The sequence below is a fragment of the Allobosea sp. TND4EK4 genome (assembly GCF_900156025.1).
Classification (GTDB): Bacteria; Pseudomonadota; Alphaproteobacteria; order Rhizobiales; family Beijerinckiaceae; genus Allobosea.
The window spans coordinates 249,376-272,052 of sequence record NZ_FTMO01000004.1; the positions used below are offsets into that span (position 1 = coordinate 249,376).

At 68.1% G+C, this 22,677-nt stretch carries 25 protein-coding genes and 1 other RNA gene; 9 read left to right on the forward strand and 17 right to left on the reverse strand.

Features of this window, described 5'->3' with window-relative positions; translation table 11 throughout:
- Positions 1–39: 39 nt before the first annotated feature.
- From tolB to tolQ, 4 genes are all read right to left on the reverse strand, one after another.
- On the reverse strand, positions 40–1,314 hold the full coding sequence (gene tolB, locus BW981_RS10475; protein WP_076438978.1) for a Tol-Pal system beta propeller repeat protein TolB: 1,275 nt from the start codon (positions 1,312–1,314) through the stop codon (positions 40–42).
- A 65-nt stretch (positions 1,315–1,379) separates the two neighbouring features.
- Positions 1,380–2,588: a cell envelope integrity protein TolA gene (gene tolA / locus BW981_RS23035; RefSeq protein ID WP_175624089.1), complete on the reverse strand. Its 1,209-nt coding sequence runs from the start codon at positions 2,586–2,588 to the stop codon at positions 1,380–1,382.
- Positions 2,589–2,620: 32 nt separating this feature from the next.
- Positions 2,621–3,070, reverse strand: coding sequence for a protein TolR (gene tolR, locus BW981_RS10485; protein WP_076438821.1), 450 nt, complete (start codon positions 3,068–3,070; stop codon positions 2,621–2,623).
- An 11-nt stretch (positions 3,071–3,081) separates the two neighbouring features.
- The gene (tolQ, locus tag BW981_RS10490; protein ID WP_076438824.1) at positions 3,082–3,792 is read right to left on the reverse strand and encodes a protein TolQ; all 711 of its coding nucleotides are present in this window, start codon (positions 3,790–3,792) and stop codon (positions 3,082–3,084) included.
- Positions 3,793–4,117: 325 nt separating this feature from the next.
- Between tolQ and BW981_RS10495 the strand changes: the two genes are divergently transcribed.
- Both BW981_RS10495 and BW981_RS10500 read left to right on the forward strand, forming a co-directional pair.
- Positions 4,118–4,570, forward strand: coding sequence for an Rrf2 family transcriptional regulator (locus tag BW981_RS10495; RefSeq protein WP_076438826.1), 453 nt, complete (start codon positions 4,118–4,120; stop codon positions 4,568–4,570).
- Positions 4,567–5,274 (forward strand): class I SAM-dependent methyltransferase, encoded by a 708-nt coding sequence (locus BW981_RS10500; protein ID WP_076438828.1) that lies wholly within the window; start codon positions 4,567–4,569, stop codon positions 5,272–5,274. The genes BW981_RS10495 and BW981_RS10500 overlap by 4 nt, the downstream gene beginning before the upstream one ends.
- Positions 5,275–5,377: 103 nt before the next feature.
- Here BW981_RS10500 and BW981_RS10505 read toward each other — a convergent pair whose 3' ends face one another.
- From BW981_RS10505 to ybgC, 3 genes are all read right to left on the reverse strand, one after another.
- A complete protein-coding gene (locus tag BW981_RS10505) occupies positions 5,378–5,836 on the reverse strand; it encodes a DUF2852 domain-containing protein (RefSeq protein WP_076438830.1) in 459 nt (152 codons plus the stop codon).
- A 200-nt stretch (positions 5,837–6,036) separates the two neighbouring features.
- On the reverse strand, positions 6,037–6,684 hold the full coding sequence (locus BW981_RS10510) for a TetR/AcrR family transcriptional regulator (RefSeq protein WP_076438833.1): 648 nt from the start codon (positions 6,682–6,684) through the stop codon (positions 6,037–6,039).
- Positions 6,685–6,745: 61 nt separating this feature from the next.
- Positions 6,746–7,150 (reverse strand): tol-pal system-associated acyl-CoA thioesterase, encoded by a 405-nt coding sequence (gene ybgC, locus BW981_RS10515; RefSeq protein WP_083712282.1) that lies wholly within the window; start codon positions 7,148–7,150, stop codon positions 6,746–6,748.
- A 152-nt stretch (positions 7,151–7,302) separates the two neighbouring features.
- Here ybgC and BW981_RS10520 point away from each other — a divergent pair, with 152 nt between their 5' ends.
- Positions 7,303–7,812 (forward strand): hypothetical protein, encoded by a 510-nt coding sequence (locus BW981_RS10520; protein ID WP_076438837.1) that lies wholly within the window; start codon positions 7,303–7,305, stop codon positions 7,810–7,812.
- 36 nt (positions 7,813–7,848) lie between these two features.
- Here BW981_RS10520 and BW981_RS10525 read toward each other — a convergent pair whose 3' ends face one another.
- The 5 genes from BW981_RS10525 to ruvC form a co-directional block, all read right to left on the reverse strand.
- On the reverse strand, positions 7,849–8,394 hold the full coding sequence (locus tag BW981_RS10525) for a DUF3828 domain-containing protein (protein WP_076438839.1): 546 nt from the start codon (positions 8,392–8,394) through the stop codon (positions 7,849–7,851).
- The gene (gene ruvB / locus BW981_RS10530; RefSeq protein WP_076438980.1) at positions 8,391–9,416 is read right to left on the reverse strand and encodes a Holliday junction branch migration DNA helicase RuvB; all 1,026 of its coding nucleotides are present in this window, start codon (positions 9,414–9,416) and stop codon (positions 8,391–8,393) included. Before ruvB ends, BW981_RS10525 begins: the two co-directional genes overlap by 4 nt.
- Positions 9,417–9,439: 23 nt before the next feature.
- Positions 9,440–9,952: a hypothetical protein gene (locus tag BW981_RS10535; protein ID WP_076438841.1), complete on the reverse strand. Its 513-nt coding sequence runs from the start codon at positions 9,950–9,952 to the stop codon at positions 9,440–9,442.
- On the reverse strand, positions 9,949–10,566 hold the full coding sequence (gene ruvA, locus BW981_RS10540; RefSeq protein ID WP_076438843.1) for a Holliday junction branch migration protein RuvA: 618 nt from the start codon (positions 10,564–10,566) through the stop codon (positions 9,949–9,951). Before ruvA ends, BW981_RS10535 begins: the two co-directional genes overlap by 4 nt.
- Before the next feature lie 162 nt (positions 10,567–10,728).
- Entirely contained in the window at positions 10,729–11,241 is a 513-nt protein-coding gene (ruvC, locus tag BW981_RS10545; protein ID WP_076438845.1) for a crossover junction endodeoxyribonuclease RuvC, read from the reverse strand.
- A 185-nt stretch (positions 11,242–11,426) separates the two neighbouring features.
- Here ruvC and BW981_RS10550 point away from each other — a divergent pair, with 185 nt between their 5' ends.
- On the forward strand, positions 11,427–12,206 hold the full coding sequence (locus tag BW981_RS10550) for a sulfite exporter TauE/SafE family protein (RefSeq protein ID WP_076438847.1): 780 nt from the start codon (positions 11,427–11,429) through the stop codon (positions 12,204–12,206).
- Positions 12,207–12,242: 36 nt separating this feature from the next.
- Here BW981_RS10550 and BW981_RS10555 read toward each other — a convergent pair whose 3' ends face one another.
- From BW981_RS10555 to ssrS, 4 genes are all read right to left on the reverse strand, one after another.
- Positions 12,243–12,986 (reverse strand): YebC/PmpR family DNA-binding transcriptional regulator, encoded by a 744-nt coding sequence (locus BW981_RS10555; RefSeq protein WP_076438849.1) that lies wholly within the window; start codon positions 12,984–12,986, stop codon positions 12,243–12,245.
- Between the two features lie 110 nt (positions 12,987–13,096).
- The gene (locus BW981_RS10560; protein ID WP_076438852.1) at positions 13,097–13,921 is read right to left on the reverse strand and encodes a TIGR00282 family metallophosphoesterase; all 825 of its coding nucleotides are present in this window, start codon (positions 13,919–13,921) and stop codon (positions 13,097–13,099) included.
- 54 nt (positions 13,922–13,975) lie between these two features.
- Entirely contained in the window at positions 13,976–14,563 is a 588-nt protein-coding gene (locus tag BW981_RS10565) for a 5-formyltetrahydrofolate cyclo-ligase (RefSeq protein WP_076438855.1), read from the reverse strand.
- 6 nt (positions 14,564–14,569) lie between these two features.
- Positions 14,570–14,726: non-coding RNA, 6S RNA (gene ssrS, locus BW981_RS10570), on the reverse strand.
- A gap of 156 nt (positions 14,727–14,882) precedes the next feature.
- Here ssrS and ybgF point away from each other — a divergent pair.
- From ybgF to glmM, 4 genes are all read left to right on the forward strand, one after another.
- Positions 14,883–15,797, forward strand: a complete 915-nt coding sequence (ybgF, locus tag BW981_RS10575) for a tol-pal system protein YbgF (RefSeq protein ID WP_083712283.1) — start codon at positions 14,883–14,885, stop codon at positions 15,795–15,797.
- Positions 15,794–16,852, forward strand: a complete 1,059-nt coding sequence (tilS, locus tag BW981_RS10580) for a tRNA lysidine(34) synthetase TilS (protein WP_175624090.1) — start codon at positions 15,794–15,796, stop codon at positions 16,850–16,852. Before ybgF ends, tilS begins: the two co-directional genes overlap by 4 nt.
- A 123-nt stretch (positions 16,853–16,975) precedes the next feature.
- Positions 16,976–18,901, forward strand: coding sequence for an ATP-dependent zinc metalloprotease FtsH (ftsH, locus tag BW981_RS10585; RefSeq protein WP_076438858.1), 1,926 nt, complete (start codon positions 16,976–16,978; stop codon positions 18,899–18,901).
- Positions 18,902–19,206: 305 nt separating this feature from the next.
- Positions 19,207–20,550 (forward strand): phosphoglucosamine mutase, encoded by a 1,344-nt coding sequence (gene glmM, locus BW981_RS10590; protein ID WP_076438860.1) that lies wholly within the window; start codon positions 19,207–19,209, stop codon positions 20,548–20,550.
- Between the two features lie 96 nt (positions 20,551–20,646).
- Here the strand turns inward: glmM and BW981_RS10595 are convergent, their stop codons facing one another.
- On the reverse strand, positions 20,647–21,414 hold the full coding sequence (locus tag BW981_RS10595; RefSeq protein ID WP_139333718.1) for an SDR family NAD(P)-dependent oxidoreductase: 768 nt from the start codon (positions 21,412–21,414) through the stop codon (positions 20,647–20,649).
- A gap of 138 nt (positions 21,415–21,552) precedes the next feature.
- On the opposite strand from BW981_RS10595, the gene BW981_RS10600 reads away from it, so the two are divergent.
- Positions 21,553–22,590 carry an L-idonate 5-dehydrogenase gene (locus BW981_RS10600; protein ID WP_076438862.1) on the forward strand — a complete coding sequence of 346 codons (1,038 nt, stop codon included), beginning with the start codon at positions 21,553–21,555 and terminating at the stop codon, positions 22,588–22,590.
- Positions 22,591–22,677 lie beyond the last annotated feature (87 nt).

Below are 22,677 nucleotides of genomic sequence, written 5' to 3' on the forward strand. Positions count from 1 at the left end.
GCCGTGTTAGATCGGCAACACCACAGGGCGGCGGGCCGCTTAGCGGCCACCGCTCAGCAGGGGCGACCAGGTCGGATCCGAGGCGTAGGCCGGGGTCGGTACGGGCACTTCGACGCGGCCGGTGATGTCGACCATGTAGAGCTTGCCGCCGGTCTCGCCGCCCGGGTCGCGGAAGAACATGATGTACTGGCCGTTCGGCGCCCAGTTCGGGGCCTCGTTGTGGAAGCCCTCGGTCAGGATGCGCTCGCCCGAGCCGTCGGGGCGCATCACGCCGATGCCGAAGCCGTTGGCGCTCTGGCGGGTGAAGGCGATCAGGTCGCCGCGCGGCGACCAGCTCGGCTGGGAATAGCGGCCCTGGCCGAAGGAGATGCGCTGGCCCTCGCCGCCGCCGGCGCCCATCACATAGAGCTGCTGGGTGCCGCCGCGATCGCTCTCGAACACGATCTTCGAGCCATCGGGCGCATAGGAGGGGGAGGTGTCGATCGCCGCGGTCGAGGTCAGGCGCTGGGTGGTGCGCGAGCCGATATCGATGGCGTAGAGATTGGCGTTGCCGCCCTGCTGGAGCGACAGCACGACGCGCTGGCCGTTGGGTGCGAAGCGCGGGCTGGAGGTCATGTCGGGGAAGTTGCCGACGATCTGGCGCTGGCCCGTCTCGATATTGAGCACCTGCACCCGCGGCTGCTCGCCAAGGCGCTGCGTCATGAACGCCACCTCCTGGCTCACCGGCGAGTAGCGCGGCGTCACGACCGAGGTGTCGCCATTGGTGAGGTAGCGCACATTGGCGCCGTCCTGGTCCATGATCGCCAGGCGCTTGCGGCGGTTCTCCTTGGTGCCGGATTCATCGACGAACACCACGCGCGTGTCGAAGAAGCCGCCGAGTCCGGTGACCTTGCTGAAGATCGCGTCCGAGATGATGTGGCCGACGCGGCGCGAATTGCTGGGGTCGGTGAAATATTGCTGGCCATCGGTCTGCGTGCCGGTGGCGACGTCCCAGAGGCGGAACTCGGCGCGGATGCGCCCGGCCTCGCGCGAGACGCGGCCGGTGACGAGCGCCTGGACGCCCGCGGCCTGCCAGGCCTGGAATTGCGGGGCGGCGTCGAAGGGCGGGTTCTTCTCGGGGAAGCGGGCCTTGTCGACGGGCAGGAAATAGCCGCAGCGCTTCAGGTTGTTGGAGATCACGCCCGAGACGAGGATGCCGCCTTCGCCCGCGAAATCGGCGATGGCGATCGGCATCGGCTGGAACGTGCCGCCGCGCAGGTCGATGACGAGTTCCGCTTTCGCGGCGGCCGGCACCAGCAGGCTCGCGCCCGTCATGGCGAGAAGGCCGCGGCGCGTCGGCGCCGCAGAGAGGAAGGTGAGAGGGTTGCGGTCGATCAGGGTCACAGCACGTCCCTTGCGTCGAAATTGACGACGACATCACGCCAGTCGTCATAATAAGCGGCGAATTGAGCCGGGATGCGCAAAGGCGCGCAGCGGCGGGTGGCGGTCAGCGCCGAATCGGCGGCGACACGAAAGAGCGGATCGGCGGAGGAGTTCACCACGCCGGGCTGGCCGGCGAGCGAGCCGTCCGTGTTCAGCCTCATGCGCACGGTCGGCACGACATTGGCGCCGCCATGGGCGTTTGCGAGCGCGATCGGCACGTTCCAGCATTTCAGCAACTGGTCCTGGATGATGCCGATCAATTGTGCCTTGAGCGAGGGGCTGAGCTTCTGCGAGGAGCCGGTCTGCGTCCCCAGCGAGGCGGTGCGATTGACCTGCGGCGCGGAGGAGCCGGTCGACTGGGCCTTCTCCTTGGACTGGAGCAGGCGCTCGATATCGGTGGCGTTGAAGTTCTTGGCGATCTGCGCCTCCTTCTTCGCCTTCGCCTCGGCCTCCTGCTTGGCCTTTGCCTCGGCAGCGAGCTTGGCCTGCTTCTCCGCTTCGGCCTTCGCCTTGGCGGCGGCTTCGGCCTGCTGCTTGGCGAGCTTCTCCGCCTCGGCCTTGGCGAGCGCATCGGCCTTGGCCTTGGCCTCCGCCTTCGCCTTTGCCTGCTGCGCGTCGGCCTCGGCCTTCGCCCTGGCGGCGGCCTTCGCCTCCTCCTCGGCCTGCTTGGCCTTGGAGGCGAGCTCGGCGTCGGCGGCGAGCTTGGCCAGCTCCTCGCGCTTCTGCTCGGCCTCGCGCGCGGCGGCGGCCTCGCTCTTCTGCGGGGGCTGCTTGGGCGGCTCCGGCGGCTTGACGTCGGGCTTGGGCTGCTCGACCGGGCGGGCGGGCGGCAGCGGTGCCGAGGCGCTATCGTCGGCGGTCTTCAACTCGACGGGGCGCGATGGCGGGGCAGGCGCATCGACCTTGGCCTCGCCAGCCTCCTTGCGCTCGACGACCTCGGACTGGCGCTCGGCCCGCGGGGTCGGCTTCTCCTGAACCTTCTCGGCGTTGCGTTCGCCGCGCGTGATCTGGTTCAGCGCGTTGGGGTCGATCAGCTCGACGGCGATCGCCTCCTGATGCTCCGGCAGCGGCGCAGGCGACGAGAACGCCAGAAGCCCCACGACGAGCGCCGTCGTATGGCCCAGCGCCGACACCAGCCAGCCAGGTTCGGAGGTCGAAAGCTTCACGCGACGAATATCCTTGGCGATCCTCTGGCCGTTCAGCGGGAACTCGGTTCGGTCACCAGCGCGACGCGCTTGAAACCGGCGGCGGTGATGGTCGACATGACCGAGGCGACGCGGCCGTAATCGACCTGCTTGTCGCCGCGGACATAGATGCGCTCGTCAAAGCCCTGCTTGGCCATCGCCTGCAGCTTGGCGGCGAGGTCCGGCTCCAGCGTCGGCTCGTCCTGCAGGAAGATCTGGCCCTTGCTGTCGATCGCGACGGTCACCGGCTTCTGGTCGACATTGATCGGCTTGGCGCCCGTCTGCGGCAGATCGAGCGGGACGCCTGTCGCAATCAGCGGCGCGGCGACCATGAAGATGATGAGCAACACCAGCATGACGTCGATGAACGGCGTCATGTTGATCTCGGCGATGGCGCGATGGCGGCGGGAGCGCCGGCCACGGCGACCTCCGCCCTGCGCGCCCGAGGCAGCGGACATACCCATCGGTCAGGTCCTCACGCGGCCATGCGTTCGTCGATCTGCCGCGACAGGATCGCGGAGAATTCGTCGGCGAAGGCTTCCAGGCGCCCCTGCGCCTTGGCGACGTCGGCCTGCAGCCGGTTATAGGCGATGAGCGCGGGAATCGCGGCGAAGAGACCGATGGCGGTGGCGAAGAGCGCTTCGGCAATGCCCGGCGCCACGACGGCCAGCGAGGAGTTCTTGGACACCGCGATGGCGGTGAACGAGGTCATGATACCCCACACGGTGCCGAACAGGCCAATGAAGGGCGCGGCCGAAGCGATGGTCGAGAGCACGAGGAGCCGCGACTCCAGCCGCTCGGTCTCGCGCTGGATGGTGACGTCCAGCACCTTGTCGATGCGCTGGGAGAGGCTTGCGATCGAGCGCGTGCCGTTCTCGAAGGAGCGCTTCCATTCGCGCATCGCCGCGACGAAGACGGCCGCCATGTCGTTGACCGGCCGGCTGGCGAGGTCTCGATAGAGCTCCTCCAGCGAACGGCCCGACCAGAACACCTCCTCGAAGGCGTCCATGTCGCGACGGGTGCGGCGATAGAGCAGCGTCTTGTCGACGATGATGGACCAGCACCAGATCGAGGCGCCGATCAGCCCTATCATCACCAGCTTGACGACGATGTGTGCGTGCCAGAACAGCGTCCAGAACGACATGTCGATCTGCGGCGCGGCCTGCGCGACATCCGCGGGGTTCATTCTGTCGTCCTTTTTTGCCTGGCGATACCGGCCGGTCTCCCGGCCCATACCCTGCCATACGCGCCACGGGGCACCCCGCGACGCCGCCCGATCCACGATCCGGGGAATGCCGTGTCCTTCAATCGCCTTTGAATCCGGCGAAAGATGGGCCAAACCGGGGTTTCCTGCGAACCGCATGCACGCGATCGAGTTAAGCCTCCGGCAAGGTTAATGCCGGGTATACGCATGCGCGTCGGACGGCGTTTCGAGCCCTGGGGGTGCAGCGATCTCCCGCCATTCGCCGGAGAGCCTTGTTTTCTCGGCATCATGTAATTATAGAAGTTACATGAAAAGAGACAGCCGCCTGTCGGGCCTTCTCCACGTTCTGCTGCATATGGCGGGGCGCGACGTCCCGGTCACGTCCGAGCACCTCGCCCGCATCATGCAGACCAACCCGGTGGTCATCCGGCGGATCATGGCGGGCTTGCGCAAGCGCGGCTATGTCAGCTCCGGCAAGGGCCACGGGGGCGGCTGGGTCCTGGCCCGCGACCTCGCCGAGATCACCCTGCGGGACGTCCATGAAGCGCTCGGCGAGCCCGAACTCCTCGCGATCGGACACCGAACCGAAGCGCCCTCCTGCCTGATCGAACAAGCGGTCAACGCGGCGCTCGCGGACAGCTTCCGCGAGGCCGAGGCCATGCTGCTGGCGCGTCTCGGCACCGTGACGCTCGCCATGCTCCACGCCGATTTCAGTGCGCGTCTCGCCCTGCGAGGACGCGCGGAAGGGTCCTGCCCATGACGACCGGCTGCGTCCAGCCTGCCCGCAATGCCGCCAACAGCTTCAAGAATCCGGAAGCCATCGCCAATTATGCCGAAGGTCCGCCGCGCTTCGTTCCGGGCTTCGAGGCGCTGCACCGCATGACGGGAGTCCTGCTTGCGGAAACCGCGCCCGCCCAGGCGCGCGTGCTGGTGCTGGGAGCCGGCGGCGGGCTCGAACTCGGGGCCCTTGCCCAGGCGCAGCCCGATTGGCGCTTCGTCGGCGTCGATCCATCCGATCCGATGCTCGACATGGCCCGGCGGACGCTCGGGCCACTGATGCAGCGCATCGAATTGGTGCATGGTTATATCGACGATGCGCCGGCCGGTCCGTTCGATGCGGCGACCTGCCTGCTGACGCTGCATTTCCTCGATGCGGCCGAGCGCCTGCGCACAATGCAAGCCCTCCACTCGCGGCTCAAGCCCGGTGCGCCACTCGTCACCGCGCATAGCAGCTTCCCGCAAGATCCGGCGTCGCGACCAACCTGGCTGTCGCGGTACGCCGCCTATGCGGTCGCAGCGGGCGCCAATCCCGAGCAGGCTGCCTCGGCGCGCGCTGCGGTCGACGCGCATCTCAACCTGCTCGATCCCGGCGAGGACGAGGATATTCTGCGCGATGCGGGGTTCTCCGACATCGCGATGTTCTACGCCGCCTTCACGTGGCGGGGTTGGATCGCCCGCGCCTGAAGAGCCTTTGCCTGGCAACCCGTGTGCGGTCGCACGGAGAACGCCCGCCCCGGTTGCCCGGGGCGGGCGCTTGAGATGCTGTAGTTTTTTGAACTCGGCAGCTTCAGCCGGCGCTCGCCTGCGGCTCGGGCCTGTCGCCGGTCTGCCGGTCGCCGCGGCGCTCGGCCATGAACTGGTCGAACTCGGCCTTGTCGCGGGCCATTCGCAGCCGGGCCAGGAAGTCCTGGAACTCCTTCTGCTCGTCCTCGAGGCGGCGCAGCGTCTCCTGACGGTACTCGTCGAAGGCGCTGTTGCCGCTGGAGGGGCCGCGGCCCCATCCGCCGAAGCCACCACCGAAGCCTTCGCGGCCGGCCATGCGCTCGCGCATGCGGTCCATCTTGGCCTGCAGCCGGCTCATCCGGTGTTCGTAACGGTCTCCGCCGAAACCACAACCCATGCGTCCACTCCAGAACAGAAAGGCCAGGGTCGCGAGACCCAGAGGCCAGAACACGATGAAGCCGAGAACCGCGAAGGCGATCCAGGCTCCCTTTCCATATTCGTCAAGCTTGGCGACGATCGGCATTGTCCTCCTCCAGGTGATCTCGTGAATGTAAATCACATTTACATATCTGGATCCGGCAAGCCCGGTTGTCAAGATCGGGCGCCAGCGGCTCAGCAGGATGTGGGAGCAGCGCCGTCCGTCACAATAGCGCCTGCCGAAAGATCGCAGGCGCGATTCGATCACGCCGGCGGGCGGTTATCGGCGGATGGGGCTCCCTGCCCCTATTCCGGCGGGCGACGGTCGAGGCCGAGGCCCTGCAGGTAGATCAGCATGCCGGCCTCCAGCAGCTCGGCGGCCGACATCGGCAAGGGGCGGCGACCGCCATCGGCACGGCCGAACAGGGCAGCGATGCCGTGGGACATCGCCCAGATGTGCAGCGCCATCATCAGGGCAGGCGGGCGCTTGCCCTGCGGCAGCCGCGCGATCAGCGCCTCGGCGGCCTGGCGCAGATCGGCGAAGGCAAGGTCGGCGGCGGCGCGCAGCGCGGGGCTGGCATCGAGCGGAACGCCGGCCTCGAACATCGCGGAATAATAGGCCGGCTCGTCATGGGCGAAGGCGAGATAGGCGCGTCCGAGGCGGTGGAACGCGGTCTCGGGGTCGGGGCGGCCCTGGTCCCAGGCCTTTGACAGCGCCGTCTGGAAGGCCTCGAAGCCGCGGGTGGCGACATCGGCGAGCAACTCGTCCCGGTCGCGGAAATGCCGGTAGGGCGCGGCGGGGCTGACGCCGGCCATGCGGGCGGCCTCGGCGAAGGTGAAGCCGTTGGGGCCCTTTTCGCCGATCAGGCCGAGCGCGGCCTTCACCAGCTCCTCCTTCAGGTTGCCGTGGTGATAGCCGCGGGGCGTATCGGGGCGGTCGCGCTTCCAGCTCATGTGAGGAGCGCTAACATGGCGCCACGCGCAGCGTCGAGGCCGCCGGTTCCCGTGCGACGGGTCATTCGTCGAGCATGAGTCGCTTGCGCAGTCCGTCCGGGATGCGGCGGGCCCGGCCGCCGCCGACGCAGGCGACCTTCACCTGCGCCGTGATCAGCACCTCCTCGCCGCGCAGCACGCGCTGCTCGAGTTCCATCGTCGCCCCGCGCGCCTCGACCGAGCGCGTCTCGACAGTGAGCAGATCGTCCATCACGGCGGGGCGCAGGAAATCGATGGTCATCTTGCGCACCGCGAAGCCGAGCGCGGTCTCCCCGTCGAAGAGCTCGCGCTGCTCGATCCCGAGCGCGCGGATCAACTCGGTCCGGCCACGCTCCATGAAGCGAAGATAGGAGGCGTGGTAGACGACGCCGGAAAAATCCGTGTCCTCGTAATAGACGCGGACGGGGAGGCGGTGGGTCTGGCTCATGCTGGTTCTCTTTCGCCGGAAGGCCATAGCCCATCCCGGCGTGCCTGGGAAAGCGTGCCGCCTGCGACGATCCTTCCCGGAACGGTCCCGCCGCGAGCGGCGTTGCCCAAGAGCACCAAGCTCAGGCGCTACCACCGAAAAGGAGGCTGATCATGGCTCAATCCACCAGGGCGACCGCGAGGCTGCTCGACAAGACCGAAGCCGAGTTCGTCGAGCGCACGCAGCGGGCCGTGATCGTGACGCTCTCCGATCAGGACCTGCGGGAGTTGGGCATGCAGTTGCGGCAGCGGCGCGACAAGGCTCGCGATGCGGCACGCCGGCAGAAGCGCGAGATGCGCGGCAAGGCGGAGCCCAGGGGCGCCCGTCCCGCGAGCGACAACAGCGGCACGAAGCAAAAGGCCGACGCGCTGACGGGGGCGTTGAAGCGAATCGGCGCGGAGAGCACCCGGCGGACCGAGAAGGAGAGGGGGCCGAGCCAGCGCAGCCTCGCCCGCAAGGCGCTCGCCGCCAAGCAGCGCCAAACCGCGCGGGAACGGCCCACAAACCGCACGGCGGGAGAAGGGATGCGGCCGATCGGCAATCCGAAGGCGGCGAAATCAGGCGCGCTGAACGATGCCGGCGCCCGCCCGGCGATGATGCGCGCGAAGATCGCGCGGCGCTGAGCGCAGGAGAAATCGGACCACCAGCCCTGCCTGCGCTCAGCGTTTGCAGGGCTTGTTCATGAAGGAGCCGCAGTCATAGGGCTGCGAAAGCTGTTCGCGGACCGAATAATCCTTGCCCTCGAAGCTATTGACGATGTCGTCGATGCGCCAGCCGCCGTTCTCTCGTAGCATCTTGAACGCGACGACCGTCGGCTTGCCGAAACTTCGGAAATTGGCGAGCACCGTCGCCTTGCCAGCCGCGACCGGGATCGTGTCGAAGCTCAGCTTTTTCACCTCGCCGTCCTGGCCGTTGAGGAAGGGATCGGCGCCAATCTGGCCCATCTCGCCGCTCTCCTCCTGATAGAGGTCGTCGCGGGCGAAGAGGGCGGCAAGGCTCCTGGTCATCAGCTTGTCGCGATGCGGCGGGCGCCAGGCCGGCGGCGGGGCCTTGCCCTTGGCCGAGAGCGTCTTGATCGTGACCGCGTAGGCCTCTTCGACCGGGCCGCGCGGAACTTCGTCGCCGGCGCGGGCCGAGGCCGCCATGAAGGCGCAGAGACCCGTCAGGGCAAGTGCCAGTGCAACATTGCGAAGGATCTTCGTCACGCTTCTTCCTCCCCCTCCCCGAACAGCCCGAACTGCGCGCTCTCCCGCGAGGGCTCGGGCATGCCGAGATGGCGGAAGGCGTGGGGCGTCAGGAGCCGTCCACGCGGCGTGCGCTGGATGAAGCCCTGCTGGAGCAGGAACGGCTCGATGATCTCCTCGATCGCATCGCGCGGCTCGGAGAGCGAGGCGGCGATGGTCTCGATCCCGACCGGCCCGCCGCCGAAATTCACCGCGACGGTTGTGAGATAGCGCCGGTCCATCTGGTCGAGGCCGATGGCGTCGACATCGAGCAGCGACAGCGCCTTGTCGGCGACCTTGCGGGTGACGATCGGGTCGCCGTCGACGATGGCGAAATCGCGCACGCGCCTGAGCAGGCGGCCGGCGATGCGGGGCGTGCCGCGGGAGCGCTTGGCGATCTCGTTGGCGCCATCATCCGACATCGGCACGCCGAGCACGCGGGCGCCGCGCGCGACGATGCCCTGCAGTTCCTCGACCGTGTAGAACTGGAGGCGGATCGGAATGCCGAAGCGGTCCCGCAGCGGCGTCGTCAGCAGGCCGGCGCGGGTGGTGGCGCCGACGAGCGTGAACTTCGGCAGGTCGATCTTGACCGAACGCGCCGCCGGGCCCTCGCCGATGATGAGATCGAGCTGATAGTCCTCCATCGCGGGATAGAGGATCTCCTCCACCGCCGGATTGAGGCGGTGGATCTCGTCGATGAAGAGCACGTCGCGCTCTTCGAGATTGGTGAGCTGGGCGGCGAGGTCGCCGGCCTTGGCGATGACGGGACCCGAGGTCGAGCGGAAATTGACGCCGAGCTCGCGCGCGACGATCTGCGCCAGCGTCGTTTTGCCCAGGCCGGGCGGACCGACGAAGAGCACATGGTCGAGGGCATCGCCGCGGCTTTTGGCAGCATTGATGAAGACCTGGAGGTTGGCGCGCGCTGCCGCCTGGCCGGTGAAATCCGACAGCGACAGCGGCCGCAGCGAGCTTTCGCTGTCGTCGTCGCGGCGTTCGGCCGTCATCAGCCCGGAGCGCTTCGGCTCGCTCACAGAACGATCTCCAGTTCCAGTGCGTCGTGGATCGGGATGCCCTTGTATCCCGTCTCGATGATCGTCGGAACGATGGAGCGATAGGCATCGATGGCGTCGAGATAAAGCCCCGAGAGACGGAATCCGCGGCGTTGATAGAAGGTCAGGCCGGGCATGTTGTCGTTCGTCACCATCGCCTTGAGCCGGCCGGCCCCGGCCTTGCGGGCGGCCGCGACGACCTCGTCGAGCATTCGGATCGCGATGCCTTCGCCGGGCTTCAGCGAGTGGAGCGCGCAGAGATAGGCGTTCTCGCCGCGCAGCGTCCAGCTCGCCAGCGCGGCCGTGCTGCCGTCGGGAGCGTACAGGCCGAGCGCGTCGATCTCCGCCACGTCGTAGACATGGAGACCGATCATCATGCTGTGCGAGCCCCATGTCGCCAGCATGATCGCGAGAAGCTCGCTCTTGTCGGTGACGAGACGCAGTTCGAGCCTGCCGATGGCGATCTCGCCGGCCTCGCGCAGCGGGCTCACTTGGCCAGCTCCTTGAGGCCCAGCCGGATGAGCTGGGCGGTGCCGGCTCCGTCGCCGGCCGCCCTTGCGGCAGCGGCCACCGCAGCAACCGCCTGCGCCTGCGGGTAGCCGAGATTGGCGAGAGCCGAGACGGCGTCGGCAACCGGCTGCGGCAGCGTCCGGTCTTCCAGGGCGCCTGAGAGCTGGGCGAGGCTGGGATCGACATGGCCGAAAGCGGGCGCCTTGTCCTTGAGCTCTGCGCAGATGCGCTGCGCCAGCTTGGGGCCGACGCCGGGCGAGCGCGCAATCGCAGCCTTGTCGTTGGTGGCGATGGCGGTGGCGAGCCCGCCGGGATCGAGAGTCGAGAGGATCGCGAGCGCGACCTTGGCGCCGACGCCCTGCACCGCCTGCATCAGCCGGAACCAGTCCCGCTCATTGTCCGACATGAAGCCGTAGAGCCGGATCGCATCCTCGCGCACATGGGTCTCGATCGCGAGCACGGCCGCCTCGCCGGGCTTGGGAAGCCGCTGCAGCGTGCGTGCCGAGCATTGCACGACATAGCCGACGCCCTGGACGTCGATGATGACGTGATCCTCGCCATAGGAATCGATCACGCCCTTGAGCTTGCCGATCATTGCAACACCCCTCCGCGGGTCGTCCCGGGCGACCGCAGGGAGGCCCGGGATCCATTCCGGAACCTAACCCAGCGGCGCTCCGGAATGGATCCCGGATCTCCGCTACGCTGCGTCCGGGATGACACGGAGGGTGCTGAGATCCTGCGGTGGCTCATCACGACCTCACCCCGCCCGCATCTGCGCGACCAGCGCGCGCATGCCGCGATGCTGGGCGTGGCAGATCGCGACGGCAAGCGCATCTGCTGCGTCTGCCGAACTGGTCTCGGCCTTGGGCAGCAATACGCGGATCATCGCCTGGACCTGCTTCTTGTCGGCATGGCCGACGCCGACCACCGTCTTCTTGACGAGGTTGGCGGCATATTCGGCGACGTCGAGCCCCGCCAGCGCAGGCACGACCAGCGCGATGCCGCGCGCCTGGCCGAGCTTCAGGGCCGATTGCGGGTCGCGGTTGATGAAGGTTTCCTCCACCGCCGCCTCGTGAGGCTTCTGCGTGGCGAGAACCCGTTGCAGCCCCTCGTGGAGCTGGCGCAGGCGCTCGCCGAGCGGGGCCGCGCCGTCGCTCTCGATGCAGCCGCAGGCGACGAAGGAGAGCCTGCTGCCCTCCGAGACGACGACGCCCCAGCCGGTCTTCCGAAGACCGGGGTCGATGCCGAGAATGCGAATCGGTGGGTTCATGTCGGGCGCAGCCTAAACCTTGGACACGCTTTGTTCCATGCGGTGCCCTAACGTTTCCTTCCCGACTTCGGTCTTCCGATGAGCGGCGTGCATCGGTCGCATCACGCGGACGGGGGTTGTCGCAGGCGCCGCTTTGACAGCTGGTGACCGCCTGCTCCCATTTCGAGCCCTCTGACCCGGACAGTATGACCGAACTCCTGGCCTTCCTGTTTCCCGCCGTCTCGACGGCCGGGCTCGCCGTCCTGATCCTGGCGACGCTGCTCGGCGGGCTCGTGCGCGGCTTCACCGGCTTCGGCTTCGCGATGGTGTTCATGCCGCTGGCCTCGATGGTGATCGGCCCGGTCGCTGCGCTCGGGCTGATCTGGTGCATCGACGCGCCCTTCGCCCTGCCGATCGCGCTGCGCAACGCCCGGCAGGCGGAATGGCGGGAGGTGGCGCCGCTGCTGCTGACCGCGACGCTGGCGCTGCCGGCCGGCATCTGGCTGCTGATCTGGCTCGACCGCGAGACGATGCGCTGGATCCTCGCCGGGCTGATCCTCACCGCCGTCGCCCTGATGGCCTCGGGCTGGCGCTATCACGGGCGGCCGGGCATCCCGCTCTCGCTCGGCGTCGGCGTGCTCTCGGGGTTGTTCAACGGCATGGCCTCGATCGGCGGCATGCCGCTCGCCGTGTTCTGGCTCGGCGCCCAGCGCAACGACCGGCACAAGACCCGCGCCAATCTGCAGACTTTCTTCGGCGTCTCGACCCTGATCTCAGGCACCATCCTCTGGCGCAACGACATCCTGACGATGACCGCGCTGACGATGGCCCTGCCGCTGATGGCGGTCTATGGCGCCGGCATGTGGGCGGGCACGCATGGCTTCCGCCTGGCCGACGAGTCCACCTTCCGCCGCATCGCCTATGCGGTGATCCTGCTGAGTGCGCTGGTCAGCCTGCCGCTTTGGGACGGGTTCGTGGGGCGATAAGCACCGCTCCCGTCATTAATGACGGTGGAGACGTCCTCAGCCGAGCTTGGCCATGATCTCGTCGGATATCTCGAAATTGGCGAAGACGTTCTGGACGTCGTCGTCATTGTCGAGGGCTTCCATCAGCCGCATCATCGAGGCGGCCTTGTCCTCGTCGAGCGGGGCGCTGGTGGTGGGGCGCCAGACCGGCTTGGCCGAGGCCGGCGCGCCGAGGGAGGCTTCCAGCGCCTTGGAGACCTCGTTCAGGCTGTCGAAGGCGCACAGGATGGTGTGCCCGTTCTCGTCCGAGATCACGTCGTCGGCGCCGGCCTCGATCGCCGCTTCCATGACCTTGTTGGCGTCGCCGGCCTCCGGCGGATAGGTGATCTCGCCGACGCGGTTGAACATGAAGGAGACCGAGTTGCTCTCGCCCAGCGCGCCGCCCGATTTGGTGAAGTAGGAGCGGACGGCGGAGGCGGTGCGGTTGCGGTTGTCGGTCAGGGCCTCGACGATGACGGCGGCGCCGCCCGGGCCGTAACCCTCGTAGCGGACCTCGTCATAGTTCTCGCCCTCGGCGCCGGAAGCCTTGTTGATGGCGCGCTGGATGTTGTCCTTGGGCATGTTCTCGGCCCGCGCGGCGAGCACCGCCATGCGCAGGCGCGGATTCATGTTGATGTCGGGCATGCCCATCTTGGCGGCGACGGTGATTTCGCGGGCCAGTTTCGAGAACAGCTTGGAGCGCACCGCGTCCTGCTTGCCCTTGCGGTGCATGATGTTCTTGAACTGAGAATGGCCGGCCATGGGACTCCGTTGCCTTCTTGCGAGGTTGCGGATGGAAACGCTGCTGGAAGCCGGGCCTTATAGGCGCCGGGCGCGGCTGCGCGCAAGCGGCGCGCATCCGGCCTGAAAACTCAGGAAATCCAGGCTTCGGGCCATGCCTGGCCAAGATGGGGGCCGACCCGCACCGGCCAGACCGCCTTCGCCAGCCCCGTGGCATCGTCGATCTCGACCGCGACGCCCGAAAGCGTGCCTTCGCCCGTGGAGGGCTCGAGCCGCGCCCCGGGGGTCTTCTGGAGGAAGCGGCGCACCGGCTCGTCCTTCTGCATGCCGAGGATGGAATCGTAATCGCCGCACATGCCGGCATCCGACTGATATGCGGTGCCGCCCGGCAGGATGCGCGTGTCCGAGGTCGGGACATGAGTATGCGTGCCGACGACGAGGCTGGCGCGCCCGTCGAGGAAATAGCCCATCGCCTGCTTCTCGCTCGTCGCCTCGGCATGGACATCGACGACCACGGCATCGGCAACTTCGCCGAGGGGGCAGGCGGACAGTTCGCGCTCGACCGCCGCGAAGGGGTCGTCGAGGGCGTCCATGAACAGCCGCCCCATCACGTTGACGACGAGGATGCGGGCGCCGTTGCGGGCCTCGATCACGGCGGCCCCGCGGCCGGGCGTGCCGGGCGGATAATTCGCCGGGCGAACCAGACGGTCCTGCCGCGCGATGAAGACCAGCGCCTCGCGCTGGTCCCAGGAATGATTGCCGAGGGTGACGACATCGGCGCCGGCGGCCAGGATCTCGTCGCAGATCGCCTCGGTGATGCCGAAGCCGCCGGCCGAGTTCTCGCCGTTGATGATCACGCAGTCGAGCCGCCACTCCTCGCGCAGGGCCGGCAGGCGCTCCTGAACCGCGATCCGGCCCGGGCGGCCGACGATGTCACCGAGGAAGAGAAGTCGCATGAACGGGGTCCGGGGGCAGGAAGACCCTCTCCCTCGCGCGAAAGCCCGGCGGAATCAACCGCAGCGGATGGTTTCCCGCTCGGTCACGATCCAGTCGAGGCGCTTGTCGTGCGGCTCCTCGGGAACCGTGCCGATCTCCTGCGCCGCGTAACCGATGCCGATGCTGACGGTCTGCCCGAGGTCCGAAAGCGCGCGGTCGTAATAGCCCTTGCCGTAGCCGATCCGGTAGCCGCGCCGGTCGAAGGCGGCGAGCGGAACCAGCAGGATGCGCGGCTGCACCTCCGGCTGCTGCGGCGGCGGGACGAGCGTGCCGAAGCCGCCGGGCACGATCGGCTCATAGGGCGCCCATTGCCGGAAGATCATCCGGCCGCCGACGATGGCCGGCAGGCACAAAAGCAGGGCGCGACGGTTCAGCTCTTCGAGAATCGGCCGGGGGTCGGCCTCCGAGCGCATCGGCCAATAGGCGGAGACCGGTCCGCCCTGTCCCCAGACCGGCAGTTCCAGCACCTGCCGGGCGATGTCGGGGTCCCATTCGAGCCGGTCGTCGATCTCGAGCGCATCGCGTCTCGCGAGGGCGGCATCGCGCAGCGCTGCCTTGCGGAGCGCCGCCTCGGAGCGCGGTTGAGCGGAGAGATCGGTCATGAAGGTTGCGGAGCCACCTCGGCCGTGGAGTTTTGAATCCCGGGACACCTACAGAAGTAGGTGGGCGCCGTGTGCCCGGCTCCAAGGATCCGGGCAGGGACAGCTCCCTAGGGAGTCGTATGGGCCCGGGGAATGCTGTCTCGCACGCACCAGGCAGCCCCGCTTCGCCAATGTAGGCGCCGCGCCGGCAAAGCGCCAGAGCGATCTTGGGAGGCCGCAGCCGATTTTTCCGGCCCGGACGCAATTTCGTTCATATTTTGGCCGCGGAGACCGCGCCTATATGATAACCGGCAATATTATCAGGAGACCGATTTCGTCCATGACCCGCCCAAGCCTCGCCCGCTTCCTCGTCCGGCCGGCCTTGCCGGCCCTTGCGCTCGCGGCCGGCCTTCTGGGCGCGAGCCTGCCGGCTTCCGCGCAGGATGCCGCCGATCTCCTGGTGCGCGTCACGCGCTTGGAAAACCAGCTGCGCCAGCTCTCGGGGCAGATCGAGCAGCTGACCTTCGAAAACAAGCGGCTGACCGACCAGCTCGGCCGCTTCCAGCAGGATGTCGATTTCCGCCTCAACGAGAAGGGTGGCGGCAGGGCTCCCGCGGCCACGCCTCCGGCCGGCGGTGCGCCGGCCGGCACGCAGCAGCGCCAGCGCCGCGGCGACGTCTTCGACCCGAGCACGCAGCGGGGCGCGGCAGGCGCTCCCCAGCCTCTGGGCGGCGGGATCGCCGGCATCATCGAGGAGGAGGGCCCGGCCACCGGCCAGCCGCTCGATCTCCAGGGCGTCGGCCGCCCGGTCCAGAACGGCGTCGCGGTCGCGCCGCGCGGCCAGAGCGTCGCTGCGGCGAGCGGCCCCACCACCGCCAAGGAAGCCTATGATTCCGCCTATGCTTCCCTCCAGCGCCGGGAGTACGAGCAGGCCGAAATGGGCTTTCGCCAGTTCCTGCAGGCCTATCCGCGCGACCGGCTGGCCGTGGATGCCACCTACTGGCTTGGGGAGAGCTACATGCAGCGCCAGCGCTATCGCGAGGCGGCCGAGCAGTTCCTGAAGATCTCGAAGGAATCGCCTCGCGCCACCAAGGCTCCCGACAGCCTGCTGCGCCTCGGCATGGCGCTGAACGGGCTGGGCGCCAAGGAACAGGCCTGCGCCACCTATGCGAAGGTCGGCGTCGACTACCCGCAGGCCTCGACCTCGGTGCGCTCCGCCGTGGCACGCGAGCGCCGCCGCTCCGGCTGCGCTTGAGCGCGCTGCCGGAACGGGCAGGGGAGGCCGCCGGCGCGATCGCTGCCGACGAGGCGGCGGCGTTCTTCGCGCCTCTTGCCCGGGAAACCCGCCTGCTCGTCGCGGTGTCGGGCGGGCCGGATTCCGTTGCGCTCACGGGCCTGCTCGCGGCCTGGGCGCTGGGCGAAGGCCGTCCGGCGCTGCATGCCGCGACCGTCGATCACGGGCTGAGGGCCGAATCCGCCGATGAGGCGGCCGCGGCGGGCTTCTTGTGCGAGCGCCTCGGGGTGCCCCACCGCATCCTGCGGTGGGAGGCGCCGAAGCCGGCGAACGGGGTGCAGGCCGCGGCCCGCGCCGCGCGTTACGACCTGCTGGCGCGGGAGGCGTGCCGTCTCGGCGGTGCGGCGATCGTCACCGCGCACACGCTCGACGACCAGGCGGAGACGCTGCTGATGCGCATGGCGCACGGTTCGGGGCCGGCCGGTCTCGCGGGCATGCGTTTCCGCAGCCGCCGCGGCGAGGCCGAGATCCTGCGCCCGCTGCTCGATGTCGCAAAGGCTCGGCTGATCGCGACGGCGCAGGCGCGCGGGCTGCCATTCGTGCATGATCCGAGCAACGCCAATCCACGCTTCGAGCGGGTGCGGTGGCGGGCAGCAGCCGCTTTCCTGTCCGAGCATGGCCTGGATGCGGCGAGGCTCGGCCTCCTGGCGCGGCGCATGACGCGGCAGGAGGAGGCGCTTGATGCCCTTGCCGCCGCGGCGCTGGAGCGTGTCCGCATGGTGTCGCCCGTCGAGGGCATGATGCGGCTCGGGCTCGGCGCGATCGCCACGGAGCCCGACGAGATCCTGCTGCGGGTCGTTGCGAAAGCCCTGGCGGAGATGGCCGATGCCGCCGAGAGCTATGGCCGGCTCGAGCGGCTGGAGGCCTGCGCCGCTGCCCTGCGCGCCGCCCTGCGGGAGGGCGTCGCCATGCGGCGGACATTATCCGGCTTCATCCTGTCGCTCGATCCCGGTGGGCTGCTGACGATCCGGCCGGAGGGCCGGCGCAGACGCGGCGTTCACCCTGCGACATCATAGTGCTGCTGCGCATGCGCTTTCCCTAGCGTTTCTCTTGGCAAGGGCCTGCGCCGCACCTAAGTTGATCATGAATGAAATCCAGGCCTCTTCCGGTTGGTCCCGGCAGGCCCGATCGGACTGGTGATGAATCCGAACTTTCGCAATTTCGCCCTCTGGGTGGTGATCTTCCTGCTGGTCCTGGCGCTCGTCACGCTGTTCCAGAGCCCGAGCCAGCGCTCGAACACCAACGAGATCCCCTATAGCCAGCTGATCAACGAATCCGAATCCGGCCGCATCTCCAGCGTGGTCGTGGCGGGGCAGGAGATCACCGGCACCTTCTCCGACGGCCGCAGCTTCGTGACCTACGCCCCCTACGGCGACCCGACGCTGCTGCGCACGCTGGCGCAGAAGGGCGTGCAGGTTTCCGCCAAGGCGCCTTCGGAAGGCACGCCCTGGTTCATGGCGCTGCTGGTCAATTCGCTGCCCTTCGTCATCTTCATCGGCCTGTGGATCTTCATGTCCCGCCAGATGCAGAACGGCGCCGGCCGGGCGATGGGCTTCGGCAAGTCGAAGGCCAAGCTCCTCACCGAGGCGCATGGCCGCGTCACCTTCGAGGACGTCGCCGGCATCGACGAGGCCAAGGAGGACCTGACCGAGATCGTCGAATTCCTGCGCGATCCGCAGAAGTTCCAGCGGCTGGGCGGGCGTATTCCGCGCGGCGTCTTGCTGGTCGGCCCTCCCGGCACCGGCAAGACGCTGACGGCTCGGGCCGTGGCGGGCGAGGCGAACGTGCCGTTCTTCACGATCTCCGGCTCGGATTTCGTCGAGATGTTCGTCGGCGTCGGCGCCAGCCGCGTGCGCGACATGTTCGAGCAGGCCAAGAAGAACGCCCCCTGCATCATCTTCATCGACGAGATCGACGCAGTCGGCCGCCATCGCGGCGCCGGCCTCGGCGGCGGCAATGACGAGCGCGAGCAGACGCTGAACCAGCTGCTCGTCGAGATGGACGGCTTCGAGCCGAACGAGGGCGTCATCATCATCGCCGCCACAAACCGTCCGGATGTGCTCGACCCGGCGCTGCTGCGCCCGGGCCGCTTCGACCGCCAGATCGTCGTCCCGAATCCGGACGTCGCCGGCCGCGAGAAGATCCTCAAGGTCCATGTCCGCAAGGTGCCGCTGGCACCGGATGTCGATCTGCGCATTCTCGCCCGCGGCACGCCCGGCTTCTCCGGCGCCGATCTGATGAACCTCGTCAACGAGGCGGCGCTGCTGGCGGCGCGGCGCGGTAAGCGCATGGTCACCCATGCCGAGTTCGAGGACGCCAAGGACAAGGTCATGATGGGCGCCGAGCGCAAATCCATGGCGATGTCCGAGGAGGAGAAGAAGCTCACCGCCTATCACGAGGCCGGCCATGCCATCGTCGGGCTCTATGTCCCGGCCGGCATCCCGGTTCACAAGGCCACGATCATCCCGCGCGGCCGCGCGCTCGGCATGGTGAAGTTCCTGCCGGAGGGCGATCGCTACTCGATGAAGTTCAAGGAGTTCACCTCGCAGCTCGCGGTCGCCATGGGCGGGCGCGTGGCGGAGGAGATGACCTTCGGCCGCGAGAACGTCACCTCGGGCGCCACAGGCGATATCCAGCAGGCGACCAAGATGGCCAAGGCCATGGTCACGCAGATGGGTTATTCGGACGAGCTGGGACTGGTCGCCTATGGCGACAACCAGGAAGAGGTCTTCCTAGGCATGTCGATGGGCCGCAGCCAGAACATCTCCGAATCGACGGCGCAGAAGATCGATGCCGAGGTGAAGCGCCTCGTCGACGAGGGTTATCGCGACGCCAAGGAAATCCTCACCAAGCACCACACCGAATTCGTGCAGGTCGCCGAGGCCCTGCTCGAATTCGAGACGCTGACCGGCGAGGAAATCCGCGATCTGATCGCCGGCAAGCGCCCCTCGCGCGACATCGACGACACTCCCTCGGCGCCGCGCGGTTCGGCCGTGCCGAGCGCCGGCAAGGGCCGCAAGCGCGACGAGCCCGACGCCGGGCTGGAGCCGCAGCCGCAGGTCTGAAGCGGACCGGTGAAGGATCAAAAAGGGCGGCCGCAAGGCCGCCCTTTTTGCGTCGCCAGCCGCTCCGTCGTTGCGAGGAGCGGCGACGAGCCAACCCGGCGGGACGGCCCCGGACGGTTCAGCCCAGCCCTCCTGGATTGCTTCGCCGTGCTCGCAATGACGAGGTGCTTGATGCAAGCGGCCAATTCCTGTGGTTGGCCGCTGCCCACTTGTCACCCTCCGTCACAATTTGTGAGAAGGCGGTGAGGCGTTTTGGCTATAGAAGGCAGGAAACCGGGCACGATGCCTGCTGGAATCACATCGGAATGACACGCAAATATTTCGGGACGGACGGCATTCGCGGGCGGGCCAACGGCGTGATCACGCCGGACCTTGCCCTGAAGGTCGGCCAGGCGACGGGGCTCGCTTTCAGCCGCGGCGACCACCGCCACCGGGTGGTGATCGGCAAGGATACGCGGCTCTCCGGCTACATGATCGAATACGCGATGGTGGCCGGCTTCACCTCGGTCGGCATGGACGTGATGCTGCTCGGGCCGATGCCGACGCCCGCGGTGGCGATGCTGACGCGCTCGATGCGGGCCGATCTCGGCGTGATGATCTCGGCCTCCCACAACGCCTATGAGGATAACGGCATCAAGCTGTTCGGTCCCGACGGCTACAAGCTCAACGACGAGGTCGAGCGCGAGATCGAGGCGCTGATCGATGCCGATCTCGGGCCCCGGCTTTCGACCTCGCAAGATCTCGGCAGGGCCAAGCGCATCGACAGCGCCGCCGCCCGCTATGTCGAATTCGCCAAGCGCACCATGCCGCGCAACATGAGCCTGGAGGGCCTGCGCATCGTGCTCGATTGCGCCAACGGCGCCGGCTACAAGGTCGCGCCCGAGGCTCTGTGGGAGCTGGGGGCGGAGGTCATCACCATCGGCGTCGAGCCGGACGGCTTCAACATCAACCGCGAGGTCGGCTCGACCCATCCCGCCACGCTGGTGAACAAGGTGCGCGAGCTGCGCGCCGATGTGGGCATCGCGCTCGACGGCGACGCGGACCGGGTGCTGATCGTCGACGAGCAGGGCCAGGTCGTCGACGGCGACCAGTTGATGGCGGTCATCGCCCGCTCATGGCTGGAGGATGGCAGGCTTTCGGCGCCAGGCATCGTCGCCACCGTGATGTCCAATCTCGGGCTGGAGCGCTACCTGGCCGGCCTGGGGCTCTCGCTGGCCCGTACCGCGGTCGGCGACCGCTATGTGCTGGAGCACATGCGCAACCACGGCTTCAACCTCGGCGGCGAACAGTCCGGCCACATCATCCTCTCCGATTTCGGCACGACCGGCGATGGGCTGGTGGCGGCGCTGCAATTGCTCGCCGTGGTGAAGCGGATGGACAAGCCCGTTTCCGAGGTCTGCCACTGCTTCGAGCCGCTGCCGCAGATCCTGAAGAATGTCCGCTACAGGGCCGGCAAGCCGCTGGAGCAGCAGCCCGTGCTGAGCGCCATCGAAGCGGCCAAGCAGCTGCTCGGGGCCAGCGGGCGCCTCGTGATCCGCCCCTCCGGCACCGAGCCGCTGATCCGGGTGATGGCGGAGGGCGACGACCGCGACCTCGTCGAGCGCGCGGTGGACGATGTCGTCGAGGCGGTGACGAAGGCGGCGGCCTGATCAGGCTGCGTCATGCTCGGGCTCGACCCGAGCATCATTCCTGCTGAGATTCTCGGGTCTGCGCTTTGCTTCGCCCGAGAATGACGCCTGACTTGCTCACACCACCGCGGTCAGCCCGCCATCGACCATCAGCAGATGTCCGTTGACGTAGTCCGATGCGGCCGAGGAGAGGAAGATCGCGGCGCCGATCAGCTCCCTGGTCTCGCCCCAGCGGCCGGCCGGCGTGCGGTTGCAGAGCCAGCTCGAGAAGGCCTCGTCCGCCATCAGGGCGGCGTTGAGCTCGGTCGCGAAATAGCCGGGGCCGATGGCGTTGGACTGGATGTTGTGCTTGCCGAGTTCGGCAGCGAGCCCGCGGGTCATCATCTTCACGGCGCCCTTCGAGGCCGTGTAGGGGATGATGGTCGGCCGGCCGAGTTCGCTCTGAACCGAGCCGATATTGACGATCTTGCCGCGCCTGCGCGGCACCATCCGCTTCGTCACAGCCTGGGTGACGTAGAACACCGCGTGAAGATTGGTGTTCATCAGTTCGTGCCAGCCCTCGACGGGGAATTCCGTGATCGGCGCGCGCTTCTGCATGCCGGCATTGTTGATCAGGATGTCGATCGGACCGATCTCCGCCTCGATCGCGGCGATGCCCGCCTCGACTGCCGGCTGGTCCGTCACGTCGAAGGCCGCGACCGAGACCTTGCGGCCTGCGCCGGCGAGGCTGTTACGGGCCCGTTCGAGCTTGGTCTTGTCGCGGCCGTTCAGGACGACATGGGCGCCGGCCTCCGACAGCCCTTCCGCCATGGCGAGCCCGATGCCCTGGCCCGATCCGGTGATCAGGGCGATCTTGCCTTCCAGGCTGAACAGCGACAGTGACATGACCGGTCCCTCAGGAATGCCGTCTTCGGATGGCAGTTTGGATTTGCGCTCTGAGCGCCTGCTTGGGTAAGCAGCTTTCAATCGATTAGACAACGATGCGGCAGTCGTCATCCCCGCATCATCGGGAGGCCTGAAACCATGCGCGCCGTCGTCATCCACGCCGAGAAGGATCTGCGCGTCGAGCAGACCACCGCCCCGGGGCTCAAGCCCCATGACGTGCGCGTGCGGATCGAGGCCGGCGGCATCTGCGGCTCAGACCTGCACTATTATCTGCACGGCGGCTTCGGCACGATCCGGGTGCGCGAGCCGCTGATCCTCGGCCACGAGATCGCCGGCCGGGTCGAGGCGGTGGGCGAGGAGGTCTCGCGGGTGAAGCCGGGCGACCGCGTCGCGGTCAATCCCAGCCGCGCCTGCGGCCATTGCCGCTATTGCCAGATGGGCCTGCAGCAGCATTGCACCGACATGCTGTTCTACGGCTCAGCGATGCGCTTTCCGCATGTGCAGGGCGGCTTCCGCGACGTGCTGGTGGTGGAAGAGCGGCAGGCGGTGAAGGTGGCGCCGGGCGTGACCTCGTCCCAGGCTGCTTTCGCCGAGCCACTGGCGGTGTGCCTGCATGCCGCCAAGCGCGCGGGCTCGCTCCTCGGCAAGCGCGTGCTGGTCACCGGGGCCGGGCCGATCGGCGCGCTCACCATCGTCGCGGCCAAGGCGGCAGGCGCGGCCGAGATCGTCGCGACCGACGTGGTCGACGGGCCGCTGCCGGTGGCGCTCAAGATGGGCGCCAAGGCTGCGATCAACGTCATGGCCGAGCCCGATCGGCTCAAGGAAGAATACGGGGCCGAGAAGGGCGCCTTCGACGTGATGTTCGAGGCCTCTGGCAACCAGCACGCGCTGACGGGCGCCTTCGACGTGGTCCGCTCGGGCGGGACGATCGTTCAGATCGGCAATGGCGGCCAGTTCACGCTGCCGATGAACGTCGTCGTCGCAAAGGAGTTCGAGCTGCGCGGCTCCTTCCGCTTCCACGAGGAGTTCGCCTGGGCGGTCGACATGATCGGTTCGGGCACGATCGACCTGTCGCCGCTGCTCACCGCCACGGTGCCGGTCGAGCGGGCCGTCGAGGCCTTCGACCTCGCCGCCGACAAGTCGAAGGCGATCAAGGTTCAGCTGGATTTCGCCTGAGGTACAGCCGCCATTCTCGGACGCCATGAAACGGCGACCCGAGAATGGCGGAAAGAGAGGCGCCGGAGCCGCGTCCGGCACGAGATG